This window comes from Micromonospora psammae (assembly GCF_036902725.1).
Classification (GTDB): Bacteria; Actinomycetota; Actinomycetes; order Mycobacteriales; family Micromonosporaceae; genus Micromonospora.
On the sequence record NZ_JBAKHM010000018.1, the window covers coordinates 1 to 25,180 of the forward strand.

The following is a 25,180-nucleotide window of genomic DNA, read 5'->3' on the forward strand; positions in this document are numbered from 1 at the left end:
GGCACTGCGGTGGCCTGTTGTCCCCCATCCGTCCTCCCCGTCGTCGCTCGCCGGCCGGACAGCGCTGCCGCGCCGAGCCGCAGCCGGGCGGCCGGCCGGCGGGCCCCGCCCAGCCGGGCGTACCGCGCGCCGCGTCGCCGGGTGGCGGTCTCCCCGGCCAGCAGCAGCACCGTCAACACCACCAGCACGCTGGAGAGCACCAGCGCGCCGGTGCGGTCGAAGCCCAGGTCGAAGGCGACGAAGATGGCCCGGGTGAAGGTGTCGGCGCGCAGGATCGACACCGCCCCGAAGTCGGCCAGCACGTAGAGCGCGACCAGCAGCGCCCCGGCGGCGGTGGCCGGCCGGATCTGGCGCAGGGTGACGTCGGTGAAGGTGCGCCAGCCGCCCCGGCCCAGCGAGCGGGAGACCTCCTCCTGCGCCGGGTCCGCGCCGCGCAGCGCCGCCGCGACCGGCAGGAAGACGTACGGGTACGAGCAGAGCGTGAGCACCAGCGCCGCCGGCCAGAACCCCTCCAGCCGGTCGACGGTGGAGACCCAGGCGAACGCGGCGATGTAGGTGGGCACGGCCAGGGGCAGCGCGGCGAGCACCGCGAGGGCCCGCCGCCCGGGCAGGTCGGTGCGGGTGACCAGCCAGGCGGCGCCGACGCCGAGCACCACGCAGGCGGCGGTGACCACGGCGGCCAGCCCGAGGCTGCGCAGCGCCAGCAGCCCGACGCGCTCGGTCCACAGCTCCGCGGCGATCCGCTCGGCGCCCGCCTCGGCGGTGCGGACGGCCAGGTAGACCAGCGGGATCAGGGCGACGGCGACCGCGGCGGTCGAGGCCGCGAGCAGCGCCGGGCGGGGCGCCAGCCGGCGCCACGACCCCGGTACGCCGAAACGGGCCGGCCCGGTGCGGGCCGGCCCTGCGCCGGAGGTGGTGGTCGGTGCGGTCAGGGTACGAGCCCCGAGTCCTTGATCAGGCCGATCGTGACGTCGAGCGTGTCGAGGTCATTGAGGTCGATCTCCGGGGTGTCCAGGTCGGCCAGCGGCGGTACGCCGGCCGGCGCGGGCACCCCTGCCACCACCGGGTACTCGAAGGTCTGCTCGGCGAAGTACCGCTGCGCGTCCGCGCCGAGCAGGTAGTCCACGAAGGCCCGGGTGTCCGGGTCCTCGGCGGAGCGCTTCAGCACGCCCACGCCGGCGACGTTGACCAGAGCGCCGGTGTCGCCGCCGGGGAAGAAGTGCAGCTTCACCTTGAGCCCGTCGGGGGTGGTGCCCTTCTCCTTGGCCACCTCGCCGACGTAGTAGTGGTTGACCAGGCCGACCGGGATGGCGCCGCGGTCCACGTCCTCGACGATCTTGACGTTGTTGTCGCGGATCTGCGGCTCGTTGGCCTTGAGCCCGGCGAGGAAGTCCTTGGCCTTCTGGTCGCCGTGCTGGACCCGGATCGCGGTGACGAACGCCTGGAAGGAGGCGTTGGTCGGGGCGACGCCGAGCTTGCCCTTCCACTTCGGGTCGGTCAGCTCGAAGACGGACTTCGGCAGCTCGGCGGCGGGCACGGCGTCGGCGTTGTAGGCGAGCACCCGGGCGCGGGCGCTGACGCCGACCCACTGGCCGTTGCGGGCGCGGTAGGTCTGCGGCACCTTCTCCAGGTTCGCGGCGGGCAGCGGGGCGAACATGTCCCGCTTGGCGACCGCGCCGAGCGCGCCGGCGTCCTGGGCGAAGAAGGCGTCGGCGGGCGACTTGCCGCCCTCCTCGACCAGCTGGGCGGCGAGCTGGGCGGTGGTGGCGTACCGGGTCTTGACGGTGATGCCGCTCTGCTGGCTGAACTTGTCGATCAGCGGCTTGACCAGGGCCTCGTTCCGGCCGCTGTAGACGGTGATGGTCTTGTCGCCGGGCTTGCCCGGGTCCGCGGCGTCGTCCTCGCCGGAGCCGCAGGCGACCAGGCCGAGGGAGAGCAGGCCGGCGGCGGTGACGGCCGCGAGTGACCGGCGGGCGGGGAGGGGCACGGCGACTCCTTCTCGTCGGTCGGCGGGCCCTCCGCCGACGCCCCGAAGTTAGCACAGCCTAACCTCAGCGGAGATCTCGGGCCGGAGAGGCGGGGAGTCGGCCCCGTCCGGCCCCGTCCGCCGGGCAGGATGGTGCCCATGACGCTCTCGCTCCCCATCGACCCCGAGGCCAACCGGCTGCTGGAGCGCAGCCCGCTGGCTCTGCTCATCGGCATGGTCCTCGACCAGCAGATCCCGATGGAGAAGGCGTTCTCCTCGCCGTACGTGCTGGCCCAGCGGCTGGGGCACGAGCCGGACGCGCGGGAGCTGGCGGAGTACGACCCCGAGGCGCTGGTCGAGATCTTCGCCCGGCCGCCGGCGCTGCACCGCTTCCCCAAGGCGATGGCGGGCCGGGTGCAGGAGGTCTGCCGGGCGCTGGTCGACCGGTACGACGGCGACGCCGCCCGGCTCTGGGCGGACGTGACCGACGGCCGGGAACTGCTGCGCCGGGTCGGCGAGCTGCCCGGCTTCGGCAAGCAGAAGGCGCAGATCTTCGTCGCCCTGCTCGGCAAGCGGTACGACGTGCGCCCGGACGGCTGGCGGGAGGCCGCCGGCGGCTACGGCGAGCCGGACGCGTACCGGTCGGTGGCCGACATCACCGACCCGGAGTCCCTGCGCCGGGTGCGCGAGGCGAAGCAGGCGGCCAAGGCGGCGGCGAAGGCCGCCAAGGGCTGACGCAACCGGCCGCCGCGCCCGCTCGTTGAGCCCGCGACGGCGGAGACGGGTGGGCCATGACGGACGAGCGGGGCGCGGCGCTGCTGCGCGGCGGCACGAGCTCGCCCCGGGCCAGCTTCCTGGAACTCTTCTTCGACCTGGTCTTCGTCTTCGCGCTCACCCGGGTCTCGCAGATGCTGATCGACGACGTCTCGACCCACGGCCCGTACCTGCTCCGCCAGGCGGCCGAGACGGTGGTGCTCTTCCTCGCGCTCTGGATGGTCTGGTCGGTGACCGCGTGGGCGACCAGCGTCTACGAGCCGGAGTCCAGCGGGATCCAGTTGGTGGTGGTCGCCGCCATGTTCGCCGCCCTGGTGATGGCCGTGGCGCTGCCCCGGGCGTTCGAGGAGCGGGCGCTGGTGTTCGCGCTGGGGTACGTGGCGATCCAGGTCGGCCGTCCGCTCCTCATCACCCTGCTGCTGGGCCGGCATCCCCGCCGGGCGGTCACCCTGCGGTTGCTGTGCTGGTCGGCGATCTCGGCGGTGGCCTGGCTCGCCGGCGCCGTGCTGCCGTCGGCCCGGGCGGTGCTCTGGACCCTCGCCCTCGCCTGGGACTACGCCGGACTGGCGCTCGGCTGGCCGGTGCCCGGGCGCGGCTCGACCCGGGCCTCGGAATGGGCGGTGACCGGGGAGCACCTGGCCGAGCGGTACCAGCAGTTCTTCCTGATCGCGCTCGGGGAGACGATCCTGGTCATCGGCCTGACCTTCAGCTCCGGCGACTTCTCGTCGACGGGGGCGGGGGCGGTCGCCTTCGCCCTGTCGTTCGTCACCACGGCGCTGCTCTGGCGGATCTACTTCCACCGGGCCGGGCACGTGCTGACCGAGGCGATCCGGGTGGCCCGCTCGCCGGGCCTGCTCGGTGAGTCGGCGAGCTGGACGCATCTGGTCATCGTGGCCGGCGTGCTGCTGACCGGGGTCGGCTACGAGCTGGTCATCACCCACCCGCACGGGCGGACGGCCCCGGGTTGGCTGGTCTTCGTGCTGGCCGGCCCGGCGCTGTTCCTGGCCGCCCGGGCCCGCTTCGAGTACGAGATCTTCGGGCGGGTCTCCCGGAGCCGGGTGATCGGGGTGGTGCTGCTGGTGGCGCTGGCCCCGGTGGCGCTCCACCTGCCCCCGGTCGGCGCGCTCACGCTGAGCGTCCTGGTGCTGTCCGGGATCGCCGTCGCCGACGCCGTCCGGGCGCGGGGGCGCCCGCCGGAACAGCCGGCAACGCCGCTGTAGCGGCCCGGCGTGAGCGGCCGGCTCAGGCGGCGGTGGGGCGGGAGAGGGAGGCCAGCGCCCGCCGCACGTCGGCCAGGGAGACGGTGGCCGAGTCGTCCAGGTCGGCCAGGCCGGCCTCGATCCACTGCCGCATCAGCGTCGTGACGCCGATGCCGCGCGCCTCGGCCGCCGCCCGGACCCGTTCGTAGGTCTCCAGCGGCAGCCGGACCGAGCGGCTGACCATCGGCACGTCGGTGTCGGGGGTGGGCAGCTCCACCGGCTGGCTGTCGTCGATCAGCTCGGCGAGCGCGTCGTCGCCGTGGAACCGCTTGGTGGCGTCGTTACGGTCCATCGTGACCGCCTCCTCGTCGGCGAGATCTCCGCACCGCCTCGTCGTAGCGCTTGGTCTCGACGTCGCTCAGTTCGCGTGCGGAGAGGATGTCCCAGTCGTTGTCGGTGCCGTCGCCCTCGGCGAGCAGCACGGCCAGCCGTCGGCCGTGCCGGCTCACCGCGTAGACGACCATCACGTCGTCACCCAGGTGCCGGATCACCCGGCGGGTGCTGTGCAGGGCCTCCCAGACTTCCCCGGGCGTGACGTCGTAGACCCGCAGGTTGTCCAACGCCTCGGCGGTGAAGCTGAACCGGCTGCCCACGCGCGGAGCGTACCACGGGCGTAACACGGCGGTCGGATGCGTCGATTTTCGCTGATCACGGCCGGCGGGTGTCAGGATGGACCGTAACCCCCTCGAGGAGGTCCGTGGTGAAGCGTCAGGCGTACCAGCCGATCCTGATCACCGACGCCTCGCGCAGTCAGGACGATCAGCTCACCAGCCGGCAGAAGCGCTACGTGCTGATGATGGGCGTCCGGGTGGCCTGCGTGATCGTCGGCGCGATCCTGGTCATCGTCGAGGCACCGCTGCTCTGGCTCTGGCTGCCGATGGTCGCGCTGGGCATGATCCTCATCCCCTGGCTGGCGGTGCTGCTGGCCAACGACCGCCCGCCCAAGGAGCAGCACCGGCTGGCCGGGAGGTTCCAGGTCAACCGCCGCGACGAGACGCCCCCGATGAGCCTCACCGCCGAGGAGCGCCCCCACAAGGTCATCGACGTCGAACCCTGATCCGCCCCCGCGACCCGCACCGCCGGTCGCGGGGCGCCCGGGATCGCGAGGGCGGTCGGCTCAGGGCGCCGGTCGGGCGCCGACCGTGGAGACGGCCAGCGCGCCGAGGTCGCCCGCGCGGCGCAGCGCCGCCCGGGGTTCGGCCCCGCCGACCCAGGCGGTGAGCAGGCCCGCGGCGAAGGCGTCCCCGGCGCCGGTGACGTCCACCACCGCCACCCGCCGCTGCGGGGCGACGCCGACCGTGGCGTTCCGGTCCACCCACACCGCGCCGGCCTCGCCGCGCTTCACCACCACCGCGCGGGCCGTGACCGACAGGGCCCGCGCCTGCGCCGCCGGGTCCAGCCCGCCGGCCAGCACGCCCGCCTCGTCCGCGTTGACCAGCAGCAGGTCGACGTCGCGTACCCAGGACAGGAAGGCCGCCGCGCCGACCCGCCGCAGCGGGGCCGCGGAGGCCGCGTCCACGCTGGTGGTGAGGCCGCGCTCGCGGGCGGCGGCCAGCGCCGCCAGCCCGGCTGGTCGCGACGCGGCGTCCAGCAGGGGGTACGCGGACAGGTGCAGGTGGGTCGCGTCGGATGCCGCCGCGACGGCCCGTTCGACGTGCGCCGCGGTCAGCCGCAGGTTGGCGCCCCGTTCGGTCACCATCGTCCGCTCCGCCCCGGTGGCCAGGACGATCACCGTGCCGGTGGTGGCGCCCGGGTGCCGCTCGACCGCGCACCGCACCCCGGCGCGCTCCAATTCGGTCACCCGGTCGCCGGCGGCGCCGTCGTCGCCGACCGCGCCCACCAGCGTCACCGGCTGTCCCTGGGCGGCGATCCAGGCCGCCGTGTTGGCCGCCTGGCCGCCGCCGCGCACCTGGATGGTCGCCGGGGTGTCCGAGCCGGTGGCGAGCGGCCCGGCCAGCACCGCGACGACGTCGGTGATCAGGTCGCCGACGACGACGATCCGTGGCGGCCGGCTCATGCCGCGGTACGGCTCGCCGCCGCGACGGCGATCCGGGCCGCCAGGTCGGCGTTGCGCAGGATGATCCGCACGTTCACCGCCAGGCTGGCGCCCGCGGTGGCCGAGTGGAAATGGGCGAGCAGGAACGGCGTCACCGCCTTGCCGGTCACCCCGTCCCGGGCCAGCAGGGCCAGGCCCTCGGCGAGGGTACGGTCGTGCAACGCCGGGTCGAGCTGCTCGTCGACCGGGAGCGGGTTGGCCACGATCAGCCCGCCGCCGTGCACCCCCTGCCGCTGTCGGGCGGCCAGCACGTCGGCGACCTGCTCCGGGGAGTCCACCGACCAGTCCAGGTCGAAGCCGGCGTCGGTGAGGTAGAAGCCGGGGAACCGGCGGGTGCGGTAGCCGACCACCGCGACGCCGAGGGTCTCCAGCCGTTCGAGGGTCGCCCCGACGTCGAGGATCGACTTGACCCCCGCGCAGACCACCGCGATCGGCGTGCGGGCCAGGGTCACCAGGTCCGCCGACTCGTCGAAGGTCTGCGCCGCCTCCCGGTGCACCCCGCCCAGTCCGCCGGTGGCGAAGACGCCGATCCCCGCCGCCGCGGCCACCGCGCTGGTGGCGGCCACGGTGGTGGCGCCGTCCGCACCGGTCGCCGCCGCGACGGCCAGGTCGCGGACGGAGAGCTTGGCCACCCCGTCGACGGTGGCGAGGCGGGTCAGCTGGGCGTCGTCGAGGCCCACCACGAGTTCGCCGCCGACCATGCCGATCGTGGCCGGTACGGCCCCCGCGTCGCGTACCGTCTGTTCGATCCGGCGGGCCACCCGCAGGTTGTCCGGCCGGGGCAGGCCGTGCGAGACGATGGTGCTCTCCAGGGCGACGACGGGTCGCCCGTCGCGCAGGGCCGCGGCGACCTCGGCGCCGTGACGGATGTGAAAGTTGGTCACCTCCGTTACCGTACGGGCCGTCGTCGGGCTGGTCTGCGGTGGACCGGGCCCGGCCGACCTGCCAGACTGGAAAGTTGGAGGTGTACACGTGAGCACAGAGGTTCTCGAGCGTCCCGAGCTGAAGGACGCCGACACCGGTCCCGAGATGTTCCACTACGTCCGCAAGGAGAAGATCGCCGAGAGTGCCGTCATGGGCACCTACGTCGTGGCGCTCTGCGGCGAGACGTTCCCGGTGACCAAGGCGGCCAAGCCCGGCTCGCCGGTCTGCCCCAAGTGCAAGGAGATCTACGACTCGTACCGCGAGTGATCCCGGGCGGCCGGACCGGCCGCCCCCGTAACCTTTCCGGGCGTGACCACCTCGACCGCCCTGCTCCTCGCCGACCTGACCGGAGTGGCCGTCTTCGCCGCCTCCGGGGCCTCCGCGGCGGTGGCCAAACGGCTCGACCTCTTCGGCGTCGTCTTCGTCGGCTTCGTGGCCGCGCTCGGCGGTGGGATCTTCCGGGACCTGGTCATCGACGAGGTGCCGCCGCTGGCCTTCGCCGACTGGCGGTACGCCACCACCGCCGCCGTCACCGCCGCCGCCGTCTTCTGGCTGCACCCCCAGCTCGCCCGGCTCCGCACCACCGTGCTGGTGCTGGACGCCGCCGGGCTGGCGCTGTTCACCGTCACCGGCACGCTCAAGGCGCTGGACGCCCGGGTGCCGCCGGTCGGCGCCTGCGTGATCGGCATGCTCACCGCGATCGGCGGCGGGCTCGGCCGGGACCTGCTCACCGGGGAGATCCCCGTCGTGCTGCGGCGCGAGATCTACGCGGTCGCCGCGCTCACCGGCGCGGTGGTGGTGGCGTTGCTCAACGCCACCGGGCACGCCGGCACGGGCCCCCTGACCGCGGCGGCCGTGCTGGTCTTCGTACTCCGGCTGGTGGCGCTGCGGCGGCGCTGGTCCGCCCCGGTGGCGGCGATGCGGCCCCCGAAGACCGGGGTACGTGGCCCCCGAGCCTGACCGCCCGCCACCCACCGCCCGCCTCCTCCGGACCCGCACCTGGCCCCTTTGCGGCGGGTCGCGGTGTCGCCGCGTCGGGATGGCCCGACCCGCCGCGAAGCGCGGTCTCCTCCGCAGAGCGGGTCGGGTGGGGCGCGGGCGGGGGCGGCGGATGTGACCAGCGTGGCGTCGAGTGGGGCGGGACGGCTCCGCTGGTTATGCTGAGTCGGCCTTCGCGGCATTCTCTGCGCGGAGGCGTTTTCATGGGCGGCGGTACCCGTGGCCCTCGGCCGGGGTCCGCCTTCGTGCGGTCGGAGAGGAGCTTCGCGTGGCAGCCCGGACGCCGGCGCTCGAGACGTTCCCGCCCCTGCGTGCCTGGCAGCGCAAGGCGCTGGTGGAGTACCTCCGCCGGCGCAGCGAGGACTTCACCGCGGTCGCCACCCCCGGCGCCGGCAAGACCACCTTCGCCCTGCGGATCGCCGCCGAGCTGCTCGCCGACGGCACCGTCGAGGCGGTCACCGTGGTCGCCCCCACCGAGCACCTGAAGAACCAGTGGGCGGCCGCCGCGGCCCGGGTCGGCATCCAGCTCGACGCCGCGTTCCGCAACGCCGACCTGCACTCCTCCGCCGACTTCCACGGCGCCGTCGTGACGTACGCGCAGGTCGGCATGGCCCCGCAGGTGCACCGGCGGCGCACCATGACCCGGCGGACGCTGGTCATCCTCGACGAGATCCACCACGCCGGCGACTCCCGTTCCTGGGGTGACGGGGTCAAGGCCGCCTTCGAGCCCGCGGTACGCCGGTTGATGCTCACCGGCACGCCGTTCCGCTCCGACGACAACCCCATCCCGTTCGTCACCTACGAGCGGGGCGGCGACGGCCTGCTGCGCTCCCGCGCCGACTCGGTCTACGGCTACTCCGACGCGCTGCGCGACGGCGTGGTCCGGCCCGTGCTCTTCCTGGCGTACTCGGGGGAGACCCGGTGGCGCACCAACGCCGGGGACGAGTTGGCGGCGCGGCTGGGCGAGCCGATGACCCAGGACCTCGTCGCGCAGGCCTGGCGTACCGCGCTGGACCCGGCCGGGGACTGGATGCCGCAGGTGCTGCGCGCCGCCGACGCCCGGCTGACCGTGCTGCGCAACGCCGGGATGACCGACGCGGGCGGGCTGGTGATCGCCAGCGACCAGCAGAACGCCCGGTCGTACGCGAAGCTGATCGAGCAGGTGACCGGCGAGAAGGCGGCGGTGGTGCTCTCCGACGACGTGGGCGCGTCCGCCCGGATCGCGACGTTCGCGGCGTCCGACCAGCGCTGGCTGGTCGCGGTCCGGATGGTGTCCGAGGGCGTCGACATCCCCCGCCTCGCCGTCGGCGTGTACGCCACCAGCGCCAGCACCCCGCTCTACTTCGCCCAGGCGATCGGCCGTTTCGTGCGGGCCCGCCGCCCCGGTGAGACCGCCTCGGTCTTCGTGCCCAGCGTGCCGCACCTGCTCGGGCTGGCCAGCGAGATGGAGGCCGAGCGGGACCACGTGCTCGGCAAGCCGAAGGACCGCGAGGGCTTCGACGACGACCTGTTGGAGCGCGCCCAGCGCGACGACCAGGCCAGCGGCGAGCTGGAGAAGCGGTTCACCGCGCTCTCCGCGACCGCCGAGCTGGACCAGGTCATCTTCGACGGCACCTCGTTCGGCACCGCCGCCCAGTCGGGCACCCCCGAGGAGGAGGAGTACCTCGGCCTGCCCGGTCTGCTCACCGCCGACCAGGTCTCCCTGCTGCTCACCAAGCGGCAGGCCGAGCAGCTCGCCGCCCAGCGCCGCCGGGCGGCCGCCCGGGCCGCTGAGCCGGCCGCTGCGGCCCCGACCGCGCCGCCGGCACCGATGAGCGCCGCCCAGCGCCGGGTGGCGCTGCGGCGGCAGCTGAACGCCCTGGTGGCCGCCCGCCACCACCGCACCGGCCAACCGCACGGCAAGATCCATGCCGAGCTGCGCCGGCTCTGCGGCGGCCCGCCGAGCGCCCAGGCGACCATCGAGCAGCTCGAAGAGCGCATCGCCACCGTCCAGACGCTCTGACCCCGCCAGGCCGGCCAGGCCCCTCGACCGCCTTCGGCAGGGCGAGGACCGGCCGAGCCATGCCGCACGGTCACCGCGTCGTCGGAGAGTGCGATGTGCGGAAGCACAAGATCGTGCCCGAACCTGGATGTAGTGCCATCCCTGGCGGGTTGAGACCACTACATCCAGGATCGTGCGCGATCTTGCCCCCGGGGCGTGGGGCGCGGGGCCCGGGGCCCGGGGCCCGGGGCCCGGGGCGTGGGGCCCGGGGCGTGGGGCGTGGGTGCGGGGCGCGACTGCGGGTCGGGCGGGGTGACGGAAAAAGCCGACCGGAGGGCCCTGAAGGGCTCCTCCGGTCGGCTATGTCGTCGGAATGCGGTTGCGGATTCAGTTCGCCATCAGATCGGCGCCACGCCAGCTGAACTCCGGGTCCGTCGCGTACCGCACGGTGATCTTCACGAGATCCTCCGCGTACTTGTTCGCGTGGTGCCCACAGAACACCAGCTCGCTCCCACCCGCCAGAGTGATGCGGAGCTTGCCGGCAGCATTGCAGCGGTCGCACCGTTCATCGGCGGCTGGGGGAGCCACCGTCTCGGGCGGCGGCGTGAGGGTCGGGGTCATCGCCTTCCTCCTCTGGTCGTCACCGATGAACACTCTCTTCGGTCGTTGCTCACCCATCGTGCAACACCCGGGTGGGGCGCTGCCTTCCCTGTGTGCCCGCGGGCGACCGAGGTCACACCTGGCAGGGAGACAGTGTGCCGTGCACCAAGGGTGCCACGTCAACGATCACAAACGGGCAACCGACCGATCACCTTTGAGTGTTCTACGGCTGGTGATCAAACCGACACGGCTGGTTGACGTGAAGGGTCAGTCCAGGTAATCCCGTAGCACCTGCGAACGGGACGGGTGGCGCAGCTTCGACATCGTCTTGGACTCGATCTGCCGGATCCGCTCCCGGGTGACGCCGTACACCTGGCCGATCTCGTCCAGGGTGCGCGGCTGCCCGTCGGTGAGGCCGAAGCGCAGGCGTACCACGCCCGCCTCACGCTCGGAGAGCGTCTGCAGGACCTGCTGGAGCTGGTCCTGGAGCAGAGAGAAGGAGACCGCGTCGACCGCCACCACGGCCTCCGAGTCCTCGATGAAGTCACCGAGCTGGCTGTCGCCCTCGTCGCCGATGGTCTGGTCCAGCGAGATGGGCTCCCGGGCGTACTGCTGGATCTCCAGCACCTTCTCCGGTGTGATGTCCATCTCCTTGGCGAGCTCCTCCGGGGTGGGCTCGCGGCCCAGGTCCTGGAGCAGTTCGCGCTGGATCCGGCCGAGCTTGTTGATCACTTCGACCATGTGCACCGGGATGCGGATGGTGCGGGCCTGGTCGGCCATGGCCCGGGTGATCGCCTGCCGGATCCACCAGGTGGCGTAGGTGGAGAACTTGTAGCCCTTGGCGTAGTCGAACTTCTCGACCGCGCGGATCAGACCCAGGTTGCCCTCCTGGATCAGGTCGAGGAAGGCCATCCCGCGCCCCGTGTAGCGCTTGGCCAGCGACACGACCAGCCGGAGGTTGGCCTCCAGCAGGTGGTTCTTGGCGCGCTCGCCGTCGCGGGAGATCCAGCCCAGGTCCCGCTGCATCTCGCGGGTGAGCTTCTCCTCGCCCTCCTCGGCCGCGCGCAGCCGCTCGGCGGCGTAGAGCCCGGCCTCGATCCGCTTGGCGAGCTCCACCTCCTGCTCCGCGTTGAGCAGCGGCACCTTGCCGATCTGCTTGAGGTACGCCCGGACCGAGTCGGCCGACGCGGTCAGCTCGGCGTCGCGACGCGCCTGCTTGAGCGCCTCGGACTCCTCGTCGTCCCACTCGAAGTCGTTGTCGGTGGCGGAGTTGGCGGCGTCGGTCGCGGCCGCCTGGGCCAGCTCGGCCGGCTCCTCGACCACCACGTCCTCGATCGTGGCCGCGAGCTCCTCGGGGTCGATGTCACCCTCGGCGCCCTCACCCTTGGCCTTGCCGGCGCCGGCGGCCACCGTCGCCTTGGTCGGCCGGGTGGCCTTGGTCGCCTTGGCGGCCGGGGCGGCGGCCTTGGCGGCCACACCGGCGGTGGTGGCGGCCTTGCGGGCGGTCGCCTTGCGTGGGGCGGGAGCCGGGGCCTCGTCGGCGGCGGGCGCCTGCTTCGGGGCGGGCGCGGCGGCCTTCTTGGTCGTCTTGGCGGTGGTGGCCCGGGACGCCGGGGTGGCGGACCGCGCGGCGGCCACCCGGCGACGGGTGCTGGCCGAGCCGTCCACGACCACGGTCACCCCCGCCTCGGAGAGCGCCCGCAGGATCTTCTTGGCCTGGGCCGGGGTCACCTCAGCGGCCTCGACGGTGCGCGCGAGCTGAGCCGACGTCAACTGACCGCCGGCGCTCTGCGCGTGGGCGATCAGAGTGTCGGTGAGCGAGCGAACGTCGGCGCCGGTCTGGCGGGGTTCTGTCACGAATGACCTTCCGGAGGCGAAGAGCGAGCACGGCCGGGTCGTCCGGCGCAGCGTGGCGAACCGTGCCGGGCGATGTCGTTGAGGGGCCCCCGTGTCCCGGGCCGGCCGTCCGGCGGCGGTCCGTGGCGCGTGGGCAGGGTGAATTGTAACGCCGTCTGCGGCGATCATCCTGCGGCGCACGGGTGCTGGCGGCGGGGACCGCCGATTCGGCGCAGTTGTGGACTTTGTAAGGATGATACCGCGCGCGATGCGGGGGGTCCCGGAACGTGCGGGAAGGGGACGAACCATGACTCGTTCGGCACCGGCGCCACGGGAACTGTTGGAGATCGCGATCGAGGTGGCGCGGGACGCGGCGGCCACCGCGTACCGGATGCGCGCCGAGGGGGTCTCGGTCGCGGCGACCAAGAGCACCGCCACGGACGTGGTCACCGCCGCCGACCGTGCGGTCGAGCGGCAGGTCCTCGACGCCCTGGCCAAACTCCGGCCGGACGACTCGGTGCTCGGCGAGGAGTACGGCGGCGGCGAGGCCGGCGACGCGGCCAGCGGGGTGCGCTGGATCGTCGACCCGATCGACGGCACCGTCAACTACCTCTACGGGCTGCCGCACTGCGCGGTGTCGCTGGCCGCCGAGGTCGACGGCGAGGTGGTCGCCGGGGTGGTACGCAACCTGATGACCGGTGAGGAGTGGACGGCCACCGCCGGCGGCGGCGCCTGGCGTGACGGACAGCGGCTGCGCTGCTCGACCGAGACCGACCTGGGGCAGGCGCTGGTCGCCACCGGCTTCGGCTACGACCCGGCGCGCCGGTCGCACCAGGCCCGGGTGATCGCCGAGCTGATCCCGCACGTGCGGGACATCCGCCGGCTCGGCGCCGCCGCGCTGGACCTCTGCCTGGCCGCCGAGGGGCGGGTGGACGCCTACTACGAGAAGGGGCTGGCCGCCTGGGACCAGGCGGCCGGCGGCCTGGTGGCGAGCGAGGCGGGGCTGCGGGTGGCCGGGCTCGGCGGGCTGCCGGCCGGCCCGGACCTGGTGATCGCCGCGCCGGCGGCGCTCTTCGCGCCGCTGCACGACCGGCTCGCCGACCTGGACGCCTCCGGCGGCCCCTGACCGTCCGGACCACCGCCCGGCCGCCAGCCGACCGGTCCCGCGCCGCGCCGACCGGTCCCGTGCCCGCCCGGGACGGCCGGACCCGCGCCCCGGGGCGAGCGGACCGGCGTCGACGCCGACCCGCGCCCGGTCGGCGATGGGACACCAGCCCCGCGCCCGGGTTCCGCGCCGCGCCGGGGCGATGATCCGGGAAGACGGCGACAGGGCGGTGTCCCGGACGGGGACACCGCCCTGTCGGCGGCACCTGGCACGTGATCCGGTCAGTTCTCCACCGGCATCGGGCAGGAGCCGGCCGGCGCCGCGGGGGCGCCCAGGTCACCGAGGGACTGGTTGACCTCGGTGGTGGTGGCGAGCTGCTGGAAGCCGTTGCCGAGCACCACGTCGACCGTGTCGTCCTTCCGGGTGGCCTCGTACGCCGTCTTGGCGTTGTTGAGGAAGTAGGCCCGCAGCAGGTGCGCGGAGCCCACGCCCTTCGGGCCGTACCGCAGCACCGCGACCCCCTCGAAGCCCTTGGGTTCGTTGCCGACCTTCTTGACCTGGAACTTGCGGTTGCGGAAGTCGTCGGCGACGGTGCCGGCCCGGCCCGGCTCGCCGGTGCCGTTCAGCACGCTGATCTTGACGTCCTTGGGCTCGCGGAGTGTGACGTCGGCGAGCGGCCAACCCTCTGGACAGCCTCCGGCCATGCCTGCCTTGCCCTGGGTGTCCTTGACCATGGCCACGACGACGAAGACCAGGGCGACGACCGCCAGCAGACCGACGACAACGAGTGCTCGCACTCGCGCAAAACTCATCTGGGCGCTCCCCGGACAGTGGTGGGTGGTGGCGGGCGCCGGCGGTCGGGCTGCCCCGCCGGCCGTCGAGTACGCCGCTGAGGTTAGCGGTTGTCCGACCGTCGCGTGGAAACAGTCCGACATGCCGGCGCGCCACCGGGGAAGCGGGTACTACTACCCCTATCTTCGTGTCGCCTGAGTCACATTGGGAACAACTCAGGGTGCGTGGGCGTACATCCCAGCCACGAGGGCGGTATACATGCCTCGCTCGAAGGGGGTAAGGTTCCGCGCTCGCTGGGTAGTGCCCCTGGCGGCCCGGCCCGAACGGCCGTCGGGTCGGGTGACCGACACAAACGGTGGCCGGCCAGTGGGAACCGAAACAGCGTCGCCCGGCGTTACAACCGGAAGCGACAATATCGATATTGGAGAGTGAGACCGATGGCCACCGACTACGACGCTCCGCGTCGCGACGAGGTCGACCTCGGCGAGGACAGCCTGGAAGAGCTCAAGGCCCGGCGGGTCGACTCACAGTCGGGCGCCGTGGACGTCGACGAGGCCGAGGTGGCCGAGAGCTTCGAGCTGCCCGGTGCCGACCTGGCCGACGAGGAGCTGACCGTCAAGGTCCTCCCGATGCAGCAGGACGAGTTCCGGTGCGGCCGCTGCTTCCTCGTACACCACCGCAGCCAGTTGGCGGTCGAGCGCAACGGCGACCTGATCTGCCGCGAGTGCGTCTGATCCTGACACCACACACCGGCGGCGGCCTCCTCGACGGGGCCGCCGCTGTCCGAGCTGCCGTGCGCCGGCGGTGGGTTACTGCTTGACTCGAAACGGGCAGTCACCATGCCGACGGAGGATTTCGGGAGGTCGGACGGATGAACGAGCGGGGCGAGCGGAGCGGCGGATCCGGTACGGAGGCGACGCGCTCCGGCAGCGGGTCGGATCCGGCCGGCCCGCCGGACGCCACGACCCATCCGCAGTCGGGCGTCACCGGCCCGCACCCGGGCGTCCCGCCCGCCGCGCCGACGGCTGACCCGGGCGACCATGCCAGGGAGGAGCTGGGCGCCACCGTGGCGGCGCTGACCGCCGACGACATCGCACCGGCCGAACGCCGCCAACTGCTCACCCGGCTGGTGGGGCAGGCCCGGGCGCGCGGGCTGGCCGACCTGTTCAAACCGAAGGCCGCGCTGCGCTGGATGACCGACGCGGTCGCCGACGTCGCCCCGCACGTGCCGGTCCGCGACCTCGCCACCCTGCGCCGGCACTTCCCGGGGCTCGACGACGAGGCCATCGCGCAGCGGCTGGTCCGCAACGCCGCCCGGGCCACCGCCGGGGTGGGCGCGGCCGGCGGGGGAGTCGCCGCGGTCGAGTGGGTCGCCACCCCCACCCTGCTCTCGGCGCCCGTGCTGCTGGCCGCCGAGACCGTCGCGGTGGTGGCGGTCGAGCTGAAGCTGATCGGCGAGCTGCACGAGGTCCACGGCGTTCCGCTGCCCACCGGGGGCACCCAGCGGGCGGTCGCCCTGGTGCAGTCCTGGGCCGGTCAGCGGGGAATCAACCCGATGACGCCCGGGGTGGGCGTCAGCGCGGTGCTCGGCACCGCCGCCCGCAAGGAGCTGCGCGACACCCTGCTCAAGCGGTTCGGCCGCAACCTCACCACCCTCGGCCCGTTCCTCACCGGCGCCGCGGTGGCCAGCTACCTCAACCGGCGCTCCACCCTGGCGCTGGCCGAGCAGCTCCGGCGCGACCTGCGCAAGCAGGCCGCAACCCTGCCCGGAGGCCGCCCGGCCCGGCCCTGAACGACGGCCTCAGGCCGCGTCCCGGGCCGCCAGGACCGCCTCGGCCAGCGCGACCGGGTGGCGGGTGCTCACCACCCAGAACGGGGTCGGATCCGCCGGATCGTCCAGCACCACCTGTACCGCGCCGCCGATCCACGGCCGCTGCACCACGAACGCGAGCGGGTCCGACCCGACGCCGAGCACCTCACGGCGGCCGGCCGCGTCCAGCGGCACGACGTCGGCGACGAACCGGACGGGGAGCCGGGCGTCGTCCACCAGCAGCTCACCACCGCGGACCGCGACCCGGACCCGGCCCAGCCACCACAGTCCCGCCGCCGTCGCCGGGGGCAGCACCACGAAGGGCAGCCAGGCGCGCACCCCCGGCGCGCCCATCCACACCTCGACGGCGAGCAGCCCGGACAGGGCCAGCCCGGCCAGCCAGAACCACCAGGGCAGGCCGAGCCGCTCGGAGTACTCCGCGGCCGCCGCGGTGCGCGGGGCCGGCGACGACGGGGAAGGCGACGCGCTCACTCCTGCCAGGGTACGGCGCACGGCGGGCGGTCGACCCGGCAGGATGGCAGGGTCACCCCGCGAACGCCGACGGAAGAGGGAGACCGTGACCCACGTCGTACCCGTGCCCGTGCGGCAGCTCGACCCGGAGCTGCCGCTGCCCGCGTACGCCCATCCCGGCGACGCCGGCGCCGACCTGGTGGCCGCCGCGGACGTCGAGCTGCCCCCCGGCGGCCGGGCCCTGGTCCCCACCGGGGTCGCGCTGGCCCTGCCGGAGGGGTACGTCGGGCTGGTGCACCCGCGCTCCGGCCTGGCCGCCAGGCTCGGCGTGACGGTGCTCAACGCGCCCGGTACGGTCGACGCCGGCTACCGGGGTGAGATCCTGGTCAACCTGATCAACCATGATCGGATCACTCCGGCGAAGATCTCCCGTGGCGATCGGATCGCGCAGCTCGTTGTGCAGCGGGTGGAGCGGGCCGATTTCCGGCCGGTGGCGGAGCTGCCCGACTCCCGGCGCGGCGCCGGGGGGCACGGGTCCACCGGCGGACACGCCGGGCTCGTGCCGCCGCCGGCGGACCCCGCCGGCCGGGAAGACCCGGACCGGGCGGGCGGACGGACGGAAGAGGTGGCAGGGTGAGTGCGAACAGCGGAGGGTGGACGCAGTGATCTTCAGTCGAAAGCGGGCCGGTGGCGGGCGGCACGCCCATGACGAGCGGGCCACCGAGGTCCTCGACTCCTACGACGCCGAGGAGACCCCGACGACTCCGTCGCGTGGTCCCTACGACATCTCGGAGGCGCCGGACGACGTGCAGCGGCTCGACCTGGGCAGCCTGCACATCCCGGCGGTGCCCGAGGTCGAGGTGCGGGTGCAGGCCGATCCGCAGGGCGTGATCCAGCAGGTCGTACTGGTGCACGGGGAGAACGCGCTCCAGCTCGGCGTCTTCGCCGCGCCCCGCTCCGAGGGCATCTGGGACGAGGTGCGCGAGGAGATCCGGCAGTCGCTCTTCGCCGACGGCGCCGCCGCCCAGGAGACCCAGGGCGAGTACGGCACCGAGCTGCACGCCCGGGTGCGGACCCAGGACGGCATCACCGACCTGCGTTTCGTCGGCGTCGACGGGCCGCGCTGGATGGTCCGCGGGGTCTACCAGGGCGCCGCCGCGACCGACCCGGCCGCCGCCGGACCGCTCCGGCAGTGCATGGACGGCCTGGTGGTGGACCGGGGGCAGGAGGCCAAGCCGGTCCGCGAGCCGTTGCCGCTGCGGCTGCCCCGCGAGGTCGCCGAACAGGCCGAGCAGGCCGGGGGCGCTCCGGCGCCGGCCCCGCGCGAGGCCTGAGCGGGACCAGGGACGTAGCGCACCGGGCCCGGCACCGTCCACGACAGGTGCCGGGCCCGGTGCCGTACCCGGCGGGACCGCCGCCGCGCCGCATCGGCGTACGCTGGCGGAACGGTCCCGGTGTTCCGGGGCCGGGCCAGCGCCGGCGTGGACCGGCCAGCGGGGAGAGGGTGGCGCGGAGGTCATGACGACCGACGAGGGCCGGGTGTCGCTGCGGCGCATCCTGCGACGGCTCACCGCCAGCGAGGCCGAGATCGAGGCGCAGGAGCTGCGCCGGGAGAGCGCCGAGTCCGGCGGGGTGCCGGCCCAGCAGTGCATGCGCGGGCAGGTGGTGTCGGTCTCCGGCCGGCTCCGCACGGTGTGCTACACCCCGCGGACCAACCTGCCGACCCTGGAGGCGGACCTCTACGACGGCAGCGACGTGGTGACCCTGGTCTGGTTGGGGCGGCGGCACATCGCCGGCATCGAACCCGGGCGGCACCTGATCGCGCGTGGCCGCGTCGCGGTCCGGGACGACCGCAAGGTGATCTACAACCCGTACTACGAGCTGGAGTCGCCGAAGTGACCACCGGACAGCACCGGGCCACCGAGCCGGAGACCGGGCCGGAGGGCGACGAGCGGCTGCCCACCATGGCCGAGCAGATGGCCGAACAGCTCGGCGGCTGGCGCGGGCTGGTCGAGTCCAGCATCCCGGTCGTCGTCTTCGTCCTCGCCAACGTCGTCGGCGAGCTGCGGCCCGCCGTGATCGCCTCGGTGGGCGTGGCGCTGCTGATCGCCGTCGTCCGGCTGGCCCAGCGCCGGCCGGTGCGACACGCGGTCAACGGGCTCTTCGGCGTCGCCATCGGCGCGGGGATCGCCTGGCGGACCGGGGATGAGCGGGATTTCTACCTCCCCGGCATCCTCTACGGCATCGGCTACGGCGTGGCGTTGCTCATCTCGGCGGCGATCCGCCAGCCCCTGGTCGGCTGGATCTGGTCGGTGCTGGTCGCCAAGGGCCGCGCCGAGTGGCGGGACGACCCCCGCCTGGTGCGCACCTTCACCCAGCTCACCGTGCTCTGGGGCGTGGTCTGGCTGGCCAAGGTGGGCGTGCAGGCGGGGCTCTACCTGGCCCACCAGGACACCCTGCTGGGCGTCGCCCGGCTGGCGCTGGGCTACCCGCCGTACGCGCTGCTCCTGCTGATCACCGTCTGGACCGTGCGTCGGGTGACCCGGGAGACGGCGCCGCGGCCGCTGCCGGGGGCCTGAGCCGCCCGGCCCGGCTCACCGCTGGCCGCGGGTCCGCTCGACGCTGTCCGGGCCGAGGATGACCGCCCGGACGTCGTCCTCCACCTCGGCGGTGCACACGAAGATCAGCTCGTCGCCGGCCTCGATCGGGTCGTCCGGGCTGGGCACCAGCACCCGCTTGCCGCGCAGGATGGCGACCAGGGCGGCGTCCCGGGGGATCGGCACCGCGTGGATCGGCTGGCCGACGTACGGAGCGGTCGGCGGCAGAGTGATCTCCACCAGGTTCGCCTCGCCCTGCCGGAAGGTCATCAGCCGGACCAGGTCGCCGACGGTGACCGCCTCCTCCACCAGGGCGGCCATCACCCGTGGCTTGCTGACCGCCACGTCGACGCCCCACTGCTCGGTGAAGAGCCACTCGTTCTCGGCCCGGTTGACCCGGGCGACCACCCGGGGCACCGCGAACTCGGTCTTGGCCAGCAGCGACACCACCAGGTTGACCTTGTCGTCACCGGTCGCCGCGACCACCACGTCGCAGCCGGCGACGTTCGCCTCCTCCAGGCTGGTCAGCTCGCAGGCGTCGGCGAGCACCCAGTCGGCGGCGGGCACCCGGTCCGGGCGCAGCATCCGGGGCTGGCGCTCGATCAGCATCACCTGGTGGCCGTTGTCGATCAGCTCCTGGGCGATCGAGCGGCCCACGTTGCCGGCGCCGGCGATGGCGATCCGCATGCTCAGTGCCCTCCTTCGGCCGGTGCCGCGGCCACCGCGGTGACCGAGGCGGCGATGTCGTCGGTGACCAGCACGTAGAGCTGGTCGCCCTCCTGCACCACGGTGGACGCGTTGGGCAGGGTGCCGATGCCGAAGCGGGTGAGGTACGCGACCCGGGCCCCGGTCGCCGCCTCCAACTGGCGCAGCGGCCGGCCGATCCACTCTCTGTGCACCGGCACCTCGACGATCGAGACGGTGCTGGTCGGGTCGCGGAAGATCTCCACGTTCCCCTCGGGGACCAGGTGCCGCAGCATCCGGTCGGCCGTCCAGCGGACGGTGGCCACGGTGGGGATGCCGAGCCGCTCGTAGACCTGGGCCCGGCGCTGGTCGTAGATCCGGGCGGCGACCCGGGAGACGCCGAACGTCTCGCGGGCCAGCCGGGCCGAGATGATGTTGGAGTTGTCGCCGCTGGAGACCGCCGCGAAGGCGTCCGCCCGCTCGATGCCGGCCTGGCGGAGCACCTCGCCGTCGAAGCCGGCCCCGGTGACGGTGACGCCGGCGAAGTCGGGGCCGAGGCGGCGGAACGCGTCGGCGTCCTGGTCGATCACGGCCACCGAGTGCCCCCGGGACTCCAGGCTGTGGGCCAGCGTCGAGCCGACCCGACCGCAGCCCATGATCACGACATGCACGGTGTCCCTCCCAAGGTGCCCCGTCGACGCGGGCCTGTCGTCTGCGAGCCTGCCACGTCCGGTGCTCCGGCGGGGGACCGACGGTACCCCGCGGGCGCGCCACCGGTTGATCAGGCACCCCCGACGGTCGGCCCCGGGTGGTCGTACCCTTAGCGCTTGTGGCCAGTCCCACCTCGCTGCTGAAGCGACTCCTCGTCGGTCGACCGTTCCGGTCCGACCGGCTCCAGCACACCCTCCTGCCGAAGCGTGTCGCCCTGCCGGTCTTCGCCTCCGACGCCCTCTCCAGCGTCGCGTACGCCCCCGACGAGATCCTGCTGACCCTCTCCATCGCCGGGGCCTCGGCGTACCTCTTCTCCCCGTGGATCGCTCTCGCGGTGGTCGTGGTGATGCTCACCGTGGTGGCCAGCTACCGGCAGAACGTGCACGCCTACCCCTCCGGCGGCGGCGACTACGAGGTGGCGACGGTCAACCTGGGGCCCCGGGCCGGGGTGGCGGTGGCCAGCGCGCTCCTGGTCGACTACGTGCTCACCGTCGCGGTGTCGGTCTCCTCCGGGGTGGCCAACCTCGGCTCCGTGGTGCCCTTCGTGGCCACCCACAAGGTGCTGATCGCGGTCCTCGCGGTGGTGGTGCTGACCGCGATGAACCTGCGCGGGCTGCGCGAGTCGGGCAACGCCTTCGCGATCCCCACCTACGGCTTCATCATCGTGATGGTCGGGATGATCCTCACCGGGCTGGTCCGGATCTTCGTGCTCGGCGACGACCTGCGGGCGCCCAGCGCCGGGCTGGAGATCCAGGCCGAGCACAGCGTGACCGGCCTCGCCCTGGTCTTCCTGTTGTTGCGTACGTTCTCCTCCGGCTGTGCCGCGCTCACCGGTGTGGAGGCCATCTCCAACGGCGTCCCGGCGTTCAAGGCGCCGAAGAGCCGCAACGCCGCCACCACCCTGCTGCTGCTCGGCACCATCGCGGTGACCATGCTGGTCGGCATCATCTGGCTGGCCAAACTGACCGGCCTGCAGTTCGTCGAGGACCCGGAGCTGCAGATCCTCGCCGGCCCCGAGGGCTACGTGCAGAAGACCGTCACCACCCAGCTCGGCGAGACGGTCTTCGGCTCCGGCTCGGTGCTGCTCTACGTGGTCGCCGGGGCGACCGCGCTGATCCTCTTCCTGGCCGCGAACACCGCCTTCAACGGCTTCCCGGTGCTCGGGTCGATCCTCGCCCAGGACCGCTACCTGCCCCGGCAGCTGCACACCCGCGGCGACCGGCTGGCGTTCTCCAACGGCATCCTCTTCCTGGCCGCCTTCGCGATCGTGCTGATCGTCGGCTTCCAGGCCGAGGTGACCAAGCTGATCCAGCTCTACATCGTCGGGGTGTTCGTCTCGTTCACGCTCTCCCAGGCCGGCATGATCCGGCACTGGAACCGGCACCTGCGCAAGGAGCGGGACCCGGAGATCCGCCGGCGGATGACCCGGTCCCGGGCGATCAACAGCTTCGGCATGGCGATGACCGGCACCGTGCTGGTCATCGTGCTGCTGACCAAGTTCCTGCTCGGCGCCTGGATCGCCATCGCCGCGATGGCCATGATCTACGCGCTGATGCTCGCCATCCGCCGGCACTACGACCGGGTCGCCGTCGAGCTGACCCCGGACGAGGGCCGGCCCGTGCTGCCCGCCCGCAACCACGCCATCGTGCTGGTCAGCAAGCTGCACCAGCCGACCCTGCGGGCTATCGCGTACGCCCGGGCCACCCGGCCCGACACGCTCACCGCGGTGACCGTGAACGTCGACGACAAGGACACCCGGCAGTTGCAGGCCGAGTGGCAGCGCCGCGAGCTGCCCGTCCCGCTGACCGTCGTCGACTCGCCGTACCGGGAGATCACCCGCCCGATCCTGAACTTCGTCGCCTCCACCCGCCGGGAGTCGCCCCGCGACGTGGTCACCGTCTTCATCCCCGAGTACGTCGTGGGCCGCTGGTGGGAGAACCTGCTGCACAACCAGAGCGCGCTTCGGCTCAAGGGCCGGCTGCTCTTCGAGCCGGGCGTTATGGTCACCAGCGTGCCCTGGCAACTCGCCTCCACCGCCAGCAAGAACCTGGACCGGCTCGACGCCACCCTGAGCCGCACCCCCGCCCGGGGGCCGCGGGTGGCGCCGCGCTCCACCCTGCCGCCGCGCGTCCCACCGGTGGACTCCGGGCCGCCCGGCGAGACCGGACCGATCGGCGGTGACCGCCCGTGACCGCCGAGCGCGACCCGGCCCGGCGGGACGGGCTGGAAGAGGCCGAACGGGTCGAGTTGACCGTCGACGCGGTCGCCCCGGGCGGGCACTGCGTGGCCCGGGTGGACGGCCAGGTGGTCTTCGTCCGGCACGCGCTGCCCGGCGAGCGGGTGATCGCCGAGGTGACCGAACTGCACAAGGGCTTCGCCCGCGCCGACGCCGTCGAGATCCTGACGGCGTCGGCGGACCGGGTGGAGCAGCCCTGCCCGTACGCGAAGCCGGGTCGCTGCGGCGGCTGCGACCTCCAGCACGTCACCCGCGCCGCCCAGCTGGAGTGGAAGAGCACGGTCGTCCGCGAGCAGCTCACCCGCCTCGGTGGCCTCACCGACGCGGAGGTCGACGCCCTCGGCGTCACCGTCGCGGCGCTGCCCGGCGGGGCGCTCGGCTGGCGCTCCCGCGTCCGGTACGCGGTCGACGCCGCCGGCCGGGCCGGGCTGCTCAAGCATCGCTCGCACGAGGTGGTGCCGATCGAGCGCTGCCTCATCGCCCACCCGACGATCCAGCAGCTGCCGGTGCTCACCCCGTCGGGCGCGCGCTGGCCGGACGCCGAGGCGGTCGAAACGGTCGCCTCCACCGGCGGGGACGTCACCATCGCCACCGTCACCGAGGGGGTCGCCACGCCGGTCGAGGGCCCGGAGACGGTCCACGAGCGCGCCGCCGGACGGGACTGGACCCTGCCCGCCGGCGGCTTCTGGCAGGTCCACCCGGCCGCCGCCGACACCCTGGTCGGGGCGGTCCTCGACCTGCTCGACCCGCGCCCCGGCGAATCCGCCTGGGACCTGTACGGCGGGGCCGGGCTCTTCGCCGCCGCGCTCGCCGGCCGGGTCGGCCCGGACGCCCGGATCACCCTGGTCGAGTCCTCCGCGCAGGGCGCCGCCGCCGCCCGGGAGAACCTGGCCGACCTGCCCCGGGTCGAGGTGGTGGCCGCCCGCGTGGAGACCGCGCTGGCCCGCCGCCGGGTCACCGGCCCGGTCGACCTGGTGGTGCTCGACCCGCCGCGCTCCGGGGCTGGCGCCCCGGTGGTCCGGGACGTGGCCGCCGCCCGGCCGCGCGCGGTCGCGTACGTGGCGTGCGACCCGGCCGCCTTCGCCCGGGACGTGCGCACCTTCACCGGGCTCGGCTGGCGGCTGGCCGCACTGCGCGGCTTCGACCTGTTCCCGATGACCCAGCACGTGGAGCTGGTCGGGTTGCTCCTGCCGCCCGCGCGGTGACTAGCCTGACCCGATGAAGATCGTCGGGTTGATGTCGGGAACCTCGTACGACGGGGTGGACGTGGTCGCCGCCGAGTTCACCGCCGACGGCGACGCGCTGCGGATGCGTCCGCTGGGGCACCGGGAACTGGGCTACGACGAGGCGCTGCGGGAGCAGATCGGGGCGCTGCTGCCCCCGGCGGCCACCACGATCGAGGCGGTGTGCCGGCTGGACAACGCCCTCGGCGAGGTCTTCGCCGACGCCGCCGCGCTCGGGGTCGAGCTGGCCGGCGGGCACGCCGACCTGGTGGTCTCGCCCGGCCAGACCGTCTTCCACTGGGTCGAGGCCGGCGTCACCCGGGGCACCCTCCAGCTCGGCGCGCCGGCCCGGGTGGCCGCCCGGGTCGGCGTACCCGTGCTGTCGGACCTGCGCGCGGCGGACGTCGCGGCCGGCGGCCAGGGCGCGCCGCTGGTGCCGGCCTTCGACGCGCTGCTGCTCGACCCGGCCGGCGGGCCGCGGGCGGCGCTCAACCTGGGCGGCATCGCCAACCTCACCGTGGTCGCCCCGGACGCGCCGGTCCTCGGGTACGACGTGGGCCCCGCCAACGCGCTGCTGGACGCGGCGGCCCGGCGCCTGCTGGGCCGCCCCTGCGACCTCGACGGCGCCCGTGCGGCGGCCGGCCGGGTGCACGACGGCCTGCTGGACGTGCTGCTGGCCGAGCCGTACTACGCGGCGCCGCCGCCCAAGTCGACCGGCAAGGAACTCTTCCACGCCGGCTACCTGGACGAGCGGCTGGCCGCCGTGGGGGAACAGGTGGCCCCGGACGACGTGCTCGCCACGCTGACCGAGCTGACCGCCCGGACGGTGGCCGCCGAGTGCGACCGGCACCGGGTCACCGAGGTGGTCGCGGCCGGTGGGGGAGTGCGCAACCCCACACTGCTCGGCCGGCTGGCCGCCCTCGGCGCCGGCCGCTGGCGGCTGCGCACCACCGACGAGCTGGGGGTGCCGGCGCAGGCCCGGGAGGCGTACGCCTTCGCCCTGCTCGGTTGGCTCTCCTGGCACGGCCTGCCGGGGGCGATCCCCTCGGTGACCGGCGCCCGGACGGCCGCCGTGCTGGGCTCGTGGACCCCGTCCGGGCCGCCGTACGGCGCGACCCCGCCCGCCGCGCCGCGGCGGCTGCTGGTCCAGCGGTGA

Annotated in this window: 28 protein-coding genes; 16 read left to right on the top strand and 12 right to left on the bottom strand. The window is 74.1% G+C overall.

Annotation, left to right across the window (positions count from 1 at the left end; all coding sequences use genetic code 11):
* Both V6U79_RS20575 and V6U79_RS20580 read right to left on the bottom strand, forming a co-directional pair.
* Positions 1–848, bottom strand: an 848-nt coding sequence (locus V6U79_RS20575; RefSeq protein WP_334615567.1) for an ABC transporter permease, incomplete at its 3' end; no start/stop codon positions are given.
* Positions 849–928: 80 nt separating this feature from the next.
* Positions 929–1,987, bottom strand: coding sequence for an iron ABC transporter substrate-binding protein (locus V6U79_RS20580; RefSeq protein ID WP_334615519.1), 1,059 nt, complete (start codon positions 1,985–1,987; stop codon positions 929–931).
* Positions 1,988–2,116: 129 nt separating this feature from the next.
* Between V6U79_RS20580 and V6U79_RS20585 the strand changes: the two genes are divergently transcribed.
* Together V6U79_RS20585 and V6U79_RS20590 are read left to right on the top strand one after the other, a co-directional pair.
* Positions 2,117–2,701, top strand: coding sequence for an HhH-GPD-type base excision DNA repair protein (locus V6U79_RS20585; RefSeq protein ID WP_334527046.1), 585 nt, complete (start codon positions 2,117–2,119; stop codon positions 2,699–2,701).
* 56 nt (positions 2,702–2,757) lie between these two features.
* Positions 2,758–3,960, top strand: coding sequence for a low temperature requirement protein A (locus tag V6U79_RS20590; RefSeq protein WP_334527043.1), 1,203 nt, complete (start codon positions 2,758–2,760; stop codon positions 3,958–3,960).
* A 22-nt stretch (positions 3,961–3,982) separates the two neighbouring features.
* On the opposite strand, the gene V6U79_RS20595 is transcribed toward V6U79_RS20590, so the two are convergent.
* Positions 3,983–4,291 (bottom strand): YlcI/YnfO family protein, encoded by a 309-nt coding sequence (locus V6U79_RS20595; RefSeq protein ID WP_334527040.1) that lies wholly within the window; start codon positions 4,289–4,291, stop codon positions 3,983–3,985.
* Positions 4,281–4,592: a hypothetical protein gene (locus V6U79_RS20600; protein ID WP_334615520.1), complete on the bottom strand. Its 312-nt coding sequence runs from the start codon at positions 4,590–4,592 to the stop codon at positions 4,281–4,283. The genes V6U79_RS20595 and V6U79_RS20600 overlap by 11 nt, the downstream gene beginning before the upstream one ends.
* 107 nt (positions 4,593–4,699) lie before the next feature.
* Between V6U79_RS20600 and V6U79_RS20605 the strand changes: the two genes are divergently transcribed.
* Positions 4,700–5,056 (top strand): DUF3099 domain-containing protein, encoded by a 357-nt coding sequence (locus V6U79_RS20605; RefSeq protein WP_334527052.1) that lies wholly within the window; start codon positions 4,700–4,702, stop codon positions 5,054–5,056.
* Positions 5,057–5,116: 60 nt separating this feature from the next.
* On the opposite strand, the gene V6U79_RS20610 is transcribed toward V6U79_RS20605, so the two are convergent.
* Both V6U79_RS20610 and V6U79_RS20615 read right to left on the bottom strand, forming a co-directional pair.
* Positions 5,117–6,016: a carbohydrate kinase family protein gene (locus tag V6U79_RS20610; RefSeq protein ID WP_334615521.1), complete on the bottom strand. Its 900-nt coding sequence runs from the start codon at positions 6,014–6,016 to the stop codon at positions 5,117–5,119.
* Entirely contained in the window at positions 6,013–6,939 is a 927-nt protein-coding gene (locus tag V6U79_RS20615) for a pseudouridine-5'-phosphate glycosidase (RefSeq protein ID WP_334615522.1), read from the bottom strand. Before V6U79_RS20615 ends, V6U79_RS20610 begins: the two co-directional genes overlap by 4 nt.
* An 88-nt stretch (positions 6,940–7,027) precedes the next feature.
* Here V6U79_RS20615 and V6U79_RS20620 point away from each other — a divergent pair, with 88 nt between their 5' ends.
* The 3 genes from V6U79_RS20620 to V6U79_RS20630 all read left to right on the top strand — a co-directional run bounded on the left by V6U79_RS20620 (position 7,028) and on the right by V6U79_RS20630 (position 9,980).
* Positions 7,028–7,246 (top strand): DUF3039 domain-containing protein, encoded by a 219-nt coding sequence (locus V6U79_RS20620; RefSeq protein WP_088946800.1) that lies wholly within the window; start codon positions 7,028–7,030, stop codon positions 7,244–7,246.
* 42 nt (positions 7,247–7,288) lie between these two features.
* Positions 7,289–7,939, top strand: a complete 651-nt coding sequence (locus tag V6U79_RS20625) for a trimeric intracellular cation channel family protein (protein ID WP_334527029.1) — start codon at positions 7,289–7,291, stop codon at positions 7,937–7,939.
* Between the two features lie 307 nt (positions 7,940–8,246).
* On the top strand, positions 8,247–9,980 hold the full coding sequence (locus V6U79_RS20630) for a DEAD/DEAH box helicase (protein ID WP_334527026.1): 1,734 nt from the start codon (positions 8,247–8,249) through the stop codon (positions 9,978–9,980).
* A 366-nt stretch (positions 9,981–10,346) separates the two neighbouring features.
* Here V6U79_RS20630 and V6U79_RS20635 read toward each other — a convergent pair whose 3' ends face one another.
* Entirely contained in the window at positions 10,347–10,580 is a 234-nt protein-coding gene (locus V6U79_RS20635) for a DUF7455 domain-containing protein (protein WP_036374862.1), read from the bottom strand.
* A gap of 246 nt (positions 10,581–10,826) precedes the next feature.
* Positions 10,827–12,416 (bottom strand): RNA polymerase sigma factor, encoded by a 1,590-nt coding sequence (locus V6U79_RS20640; RefSeq protein WP_334527009.1) that lies wholly within the window; start codon positions 12,414–12,416, stop codon positions 10,827–10,829.
* Positions 12,417–12,702: 286 nt separating this feature from the next.
* On the opposite strand from V6U79_RS20640, the gene V6U79_RS20645 reads away from it, so the two are divergent.
* Positions 12,703–13,521, top strand: a complete 819-nt coding sequence (locus V6U79_RS20645; RefSeq protein ID WP_334527007.1) for an inositol monophosphatase family protein — start codon at positions 12,703–12,705, stop codon at positions 13,519–13,521.
* Positions 13,522–13,781: 260 nt separating this feature from the next.
* On the opposite strand, the gene V6U79_RS20650 is transcribed toward V6U79_RS20645, so the two are convergent.
* On the bottom strand, positions 13,782–14,297 hold the full coding sequence (locus V6U79_RS20650) for a LytR C-terminal domain-containing protein (protein ID WP_334527018.1): 516 nt from the start codon (positions 14,295–14,297) through the stop codon (positions 13,782–13,784).
* Positions 14,298–14,729: 432 nt separating this feature from the next.
* Here V6U79_RS20650 and V6U79_RS20655 point away from each other — a divergent pair, with 432 nt between their 5' ends.
* Both V6U79_RS20655 and V6U79_RS20660 read left to right on the top strand, forming a co-directional pair.
* Positions 14,730–15,026 (top strand): DUF4193 domain-containing protein, encoded by a 297-nt coding sequence (locus tag V6U79_RS20655; RefSeq protein ID WP_067315205.1) that lies wholly within the window; start codon positions 14,730–14,732, stop codon positions 15,024–15,026.
* Between the two features lie 137 nt (positions 15,027–15,163).
* The gene (locus V6U79_RS20660) at positions 15,164–16,084 is read left to right on the top strand and encodes a hypothetical protein (RefSeq protein WP_334615523.1); all 921 of its coding nucleotides are present in this window, start codon (positions 15,164–15,166) and stop codon (positions 16,082–16,084) included.
* Positions 16,085–16,093: 9 nt separating this feature from the next.
* Here the strand turns inward: V6U79_RS20660 and V6U79_RS20665 are convergent, their stop codons facing one another.
* Positions 16,094–16,594 carry a DUF3093 domain-containing protein gene (locus V6U79_RS20665; RefSeq protein ID WP_334527001.1) on the bottom strand — a complete coding sequence of 167 codons (501 nt, stop codon included), beginning with the start codon at positions 16,592–16,594 and terminating at the stop codon, positions 16,094–16,096.
* Between the two features lie 43 nt (positions 16,595–16,637).
* Between V6U79_RS20665 and dut the strand changes: the two genes are divergently transcribed.
* The 4 genes from dut to V6U79_RS20685 all read left to right on the top strand — a co-directional run bounded on the left by dut (position 16,638) and on the right by V6U79_RS20685 (position 19,152).
* Positions 16,638–17,210, top strand: a complete 573-nt coding sequence (gene dut / locus V6U79_RS20670) for a dUTP diphosphatase (protein ID WP_334526998.1) — start codon at positions 16,638–16,640, stop codon at positions 17,208–17,210.
* Between the two features lie 25 nt (positions 17,211–17,235).
* The gene (locus V6U79_RS20675; protein WP_334526995.1) at positions 17,236–17,907 is read left to right on the top strand and encodes a DUF3710 domain-containing protein; all 672 of its coding nucleotides are present in this window, start codon (positions 17,236–17,238) and stop codon (positions 17,905–17,907) included.
* 184 nt (positions 17,908–18,091) lie between these two features.
* Complete coding sequence (locus V6U79_RS20680; RefSeq protein ID WP_334526992.1) at positions 18,092–18,472, top strand: OB-fold nucleic acid binding domain-containing protein; 381 nt, start codon at positions 18,092–18,094, stop codon at positions 18,470–18,472.
* Positions 18,469–19,152, top strand: coding sequence for a DUF3159 domain-containing protein (locus V6U79_RS20685; RefSeq protein ID WP_334526990.1), 684 nt, complete (start codon positions 18,469–18,471; stop codon positions 19,150–19,152). The genes V6U79_RS20680 and V6U79_RS20685 overlap by 4 nt, the downstream gene beginning before the upstream one ends.
* Positions 19,153–19,167: 15 nt before the next feature.
* Here the strand turns inward: V6U79_RS20685 and V6U79_RS20690 are convergent, their stop codons facing one another.
* Together V6U79_RS20690 and V6U79_RS20695 are read right to left on the bottom strand one after the other, a co-directional pair.
* The gene (locus V6U79_RS20690; protein WP_334526987.1) at positions 19,168–19,857 is read right to left on the bottom strand and encodes a potassium channel family protein; all 690 of its coding nucleotides are present in this window, start codon (positions 19,855–19,857) and stop codon (positions 19,168–19,170) included.
* Between the two features lie 2 nt (positions 19,858–19,859).
* Positions 19,860–20,525 carry a potassium channel family protein gene (locus V6U79_RS20695; RefSeq protein WP_334615524.1) on the bottom strand — a complete coding sequence of 222 codons (666 nt, stop codon included), beginning with the start codon at positions 20,523–20,525 and terminating at the stop codon, positions 19,860–19,862.
* A gap of 158 nt (positions 20,526–20,683) precedes the next feature.
* On the opposite strand from V6U79_RS20695, the gene V6U79_RS20700 reads away from it, so the two are divergent.
* From V6U79_RS20700 to V6U79_RS20710, 3 genes are read left to right on the top strand one after another with little or no spacing between them, the layout of a single operon-like run.
* Positions 20,684–22,756, top strand: a complete 2,073-nt coding sequence (locus tag V6U79_RS20700) for an APC family permease (RefSeq protein ID WP_334615526.1) — start codon at positions 20,684–20,686, stop codon at positions 22,754–22,756.
* Positions 22,753–24,006: a class I SAM-dependent RNA methyltransferase gene (locus V6U79_RS20705; RefSeq protein ID WP_334615528.1), complete on the top strand. Its 1,254-nt coding sequence runs from the start codon at positions 22,753–22,755 to the stop codon at positions 24,004–24,006. Before V6U79_RS20700 ends, V6U79_RS20705 begins: the two co-directional genes overlap by 4 nt.
* A 13-nt stretch (positions 24,007–24,019) precedes the next feature.
* Positions 24,020–25,180 carry an anhydro-N-acetylmuramic acid kinase gene (locus V6U79_RS20710; RefSeq protein WP_334615529.1) on the top strand — a complete coding sequence of 387 codons (1,161 nt, stop codon included), beginning with the start codon at positions 24,020–24,022 and terminating at the stop codon, positions 25,178–25,180.

Excerpts from the sequence above, each read along its gene's own strand:
- V6U79_RS20590 (WP_334527043.1), top strand. The coding sequence starts at position 2,758 with ATGACGGACGAGCGGGGCGCGGCGCTGCTGCGCGGCGGCACGAGCTCG.
- V6U79_RS20610 (WP_334615521.1), bottom strand. The coding sequence starts at position 6,016 with ATGAGCCGGCCGCCACGGATCGTCGTCGTCGGCGACCTGATCACCGAC.
- V6U79_RS20690 (WP_334526987.1), bottom strand. The coding sequence starts at position 19,857 with ATGCGGATCGCCATCGCCGGCGCCGGCAACGTGGGCCGCTCGATCGCC.
- V6U79_RS20595 (WP_334527040.1), bottom strand. The coding sequence starts at position 4,291 with ATGGACCGTAACGACGCCACCAAGCGGTTCCACGGCGACGACGCGCTC.
- V6U79_RS20655 (WP_067315205.1), top strand. The coding sequence starts at position 14,730 with ATGGCCACCGACTACGACGCTCCGCGTCGCGACGAGGTCGACCTCGGC.
- V6U79_RS20645 (WP_334527007.1), top strand. The coding sequence starts at position 12,703 with ATGACTCGTTCGGCACCGGCGCCACGGGAACTGTTGGAGATCGCGATC.
- dut (WP_334526998.1), top strand. The coding sequence starts at position 16,638 with ATGGCAGGGTCACCCCGCGAACGCCGACGGAAGAGGGAGACCGTGACC.
- V6U79_RS20710 (WP_334615529.1), top strand. The coding sequence starts at position 24,020 with ATGAAGATCGTCGGGTTGATGTCGGGAACCTCGTACGACGGGGTGGAC.
- V6U79_RS20660 (WP_334615523.1), top strand. The coding sequence starts at position 15,164 with ATGAACGAGCGGGGCGAGCGGAGCGGCGGATCCGGTACGGAGGCGACG.
- V6U79_RS20635 (WP_036374862.1), bottom strand. The coding sequence starts at position 10,580 with ATGACCCCGACCCTCACGCCGCCGCCCGAGACGGTGGCTCCCCCAGCC.
- V6U79_RS20585 (WP_334527046.1), top strand. The coding sequence starts at position 2,117 with ATGGTGCCCATGACGCTCTCGCTCCCCATCGACCCCGAGGCCAACCGG.
- V6U79_RS20680 (WP_334526992.1), top strand. The coding sequence starts at position 18,092 with ATGACGACCGACGAGGGCCGGGTGTCGCTGCGGCGCATCCTGCGACGG.